Source organism: Oscillibacter sp. CU971 (genome assembly GCF_905219725.1).
In the GTDB taxonomy this organism is placed as follows: Bacteria; Bacillota; Clostridia; order Oscillospirales; family Oscillospiraceae; genus Oscillibacter.
On sequence record NZ_CAJMXG010000345.1, the window covers coordinates 1 to 2,547 of the forward strand.

The 2,547-nt window shown below is 68.4% G+C and carries 2 protein-coding genes; both read right to left on the reverse strand.

The features are described from left to right. Nucleotides 1-1,640, reverse strand: a 1,640-nt coding sequence (locus JX325_RS15115; RefSeq protein WP_204791892.1) for a VanW family protein, incomplete at its 3' end; no start/stop codon positions are given. 123 nt (nucleotides 1,641-1,763) lie between these two features. Then, nucleotides 1,764-2,547 (reverse strand): ParB/RepB/Spo0J family partition protein (locus tag JX325_RS18500; protein WP_204791893.1); only part of this gene is annotated, 784 nt, incomplete at its 5' end.

Sequence of the window (2,547 nt, forward strand, 5' to 3'; positions counted from 1 at the left end):
GGGACCACAGGGGCGGAGGCCGGCGGGGCGTCCTCCTTGGGCGGGCCCACCAGGACCAGGCGGTCCCGGTGCTTGTAGTCGCTGACGTCCTCCACGTCGCTGGAGAGGAGATTTCCGCTTCCGTCGAAGATGTTCCGGTAGGTCTTCACCTTATAGCCGGTGTAGGGGGTGACCTTCACCTGCCGCTGGCCCGGGGCCAGGGAGGGGTCCAGCTGCTCCACCTCCTCGAAGGGAGTGGTGGACAGGGTCTCATAGGTCATCTTCACCGTCAGATCGTCGGTCTTGGTGCCCCAGAGCTGGACGGTGAGATAGCCTTTGTCGTAGCTCGCCACAATTTTCAAGGGGTACTTGGTGTTGTTGGTAAACTTGTAATCCGGCCCGCCCCAGGACACCGTGGCGTNCATGCCCCGGGTGNTGTAGGCGGGAATGTAGCGGTGGGCGTAGCGCTCGGTGATTTCCATGTTGGCAAGCAGGCAGGCGTAATACAGCGTGGAGGAGGGCTGGCACACGCCGCCGCCAATCTCGTCCACGGTCTCCCCCTGGACGTAGGCGGGGGCGGCCTTGTAGCCCTTGGCCTCCGTCCGCTGGCCCACAGTTTCGTTGTAGGAAAACACGTCCCCGCTGTTCATCACCGTCCCGTCAAAGGCGGCGGANGCAAGCTTCGCGTTGCTGANCCGGGCGGCGGTGCNCCCCACATGGGTGGTGCACTCACCCAGAAGGTCCCGGAAGAGGACGGCCTTCAAGTCCTCCGCCGTGATCTCCGGCTCCTGAATGTCGGCGGGGACGGAGACGGTTTCCCCCGGCAGGGCGGCGGTCAGCACCCGCTGGGCGGACACGGTGTCAAAGGACGCCCCCCGCTTTTCCGGCAGGATGCCCCCGGTCTCCTGGTCATAGCGGGCGTTTTCCATCTCGCCGNACACGGCCTCGTGAACCTCCTGAATGGACAGGGGGCGGGCGGAATGGGTGGTCGCGTCCACCTGGACCTCCGTCGCCGCCGAGGCGGCGGCGGCCTCCAAAGCCAGAGCCAGCCCGGCCTCTCCCACAGAGCGGCCGTTGGCCTCCTTGGTCAGCAGAATCTCGTCCTCCCGGACCTCATAGGCGCCGTCCACCGGCTCCAGGGCCAGGTCCTCCGCCACCTGGGCCACGCCCCGGCGAAAGGCCTCCTCGTCCCGGTCCCCGGCGGTCAGTCCGTCCTCTTCGCCGTCGGTGAGGAGGGACAGCACCCGGGCCCCCCGGCTGAGGAAGGGGGCGGCGGCCTGCTGGTTAAAATGCCGCTGGGCGATGCCGGGGCACTGCTCGGCGGTATAGCCCAGCTCCCCCAAGGTGACGGAGGCCCCCCCGGCATCCGCCGGCCAGCCCTCCTTCTCGGCCGTCTGNANGGTGGAGACNGCAAGCGTTCTTCCCGGCAGGGCCCCGGCCAGCACCTGGCCGGCCTGCTCCACGGTAAGGCCCCCCACGTCCACGCCGCTGATGGTCTCCCTCGGGTAAAAGACGGTCCGGGAACCGGCCCAGGCGCAGAGCCCGGCGTAGGCCCCCGCCATGATGGCGGCGGTGAGGGCCAGGGCGGCGATTACCGGAACGGCGGAGCCCTTTTTCACCCGTGCGCCGCCCGCCTTGACTTCATTTGTCAGCTGTCCCATGAAGTCCCCTCCTTTTTCGGCCCCACACACGGGCCGTTTCTCTCTTTGAGTATTCTAACACAGATTTTCGGAAAAAGTGATTACAATATAGTAACAAGAAAACAGGGCCTTCCGCTGGGGTGTTCAGCTCCCCNGCCTCCGGGGNATCCGAATTNTCATGACGATTTCCTCCTCCGTGTCCTCCCGGAGGCACCGGGCCTCCACCCCGGCCTCCCGGACGATGCGCAGCCCCCGGTCCACGCTGTTTAAAAACAGCCGCACGTCCTTNAAAATGTACGTCCGCCGCCCCGCCGGAGCCGCCGCCTGAAGCTCCTGGACCCGCCGCTCTACGTGCTGCTCCGTCTGGGCCACGTTCCAGCCCCGCTCCGCCGCCCGGCGGGCCATNGCCAGCCGCTCCTCCTGGTCCTCCAGCCGGAGGAGGGCCCGGGCGTGGCGCTCCGTCAGGCCGGTTTCCAGCAAAAGCGCCTGACAGGCCGGGGACAGCCGGAGAAGCCGCAGCTTGTTGGCCACCGCCGAGGGCGACCGCCCCAGCTGGGCGGCGGCCTCCTCCTGGGTGGCCCCGGTGCGCCGGAGATAGTCCGCGATAGCGGCGGCCTCCTCGAAGTAGTGGAGGTCCTGGCGCTGCAAATTCTCCACCAGGGCCAGCAGGGCGGACTCCCGCTCGTCCACCTCCGCCTCCACGCAGGGCACCGCCGTAAGGCCCGCCAGCCTCGCCGCCCGGAGCCGCCGCTCTCCCGCCACTAATTCCCAGCCGTCGGGCCGCCGCCGGACCACCAGGGGCTGGACCACCCCGTGGCGGCGGATGGACGCCGCCAGCTCCCGCAGGGCCCCCTCGTCAAACAGCCGCCGGGGCTGGCGGGGATTGGGGCGAATGGTCTCCACCCCCAGCCGCAGCACCGGCTTTTCC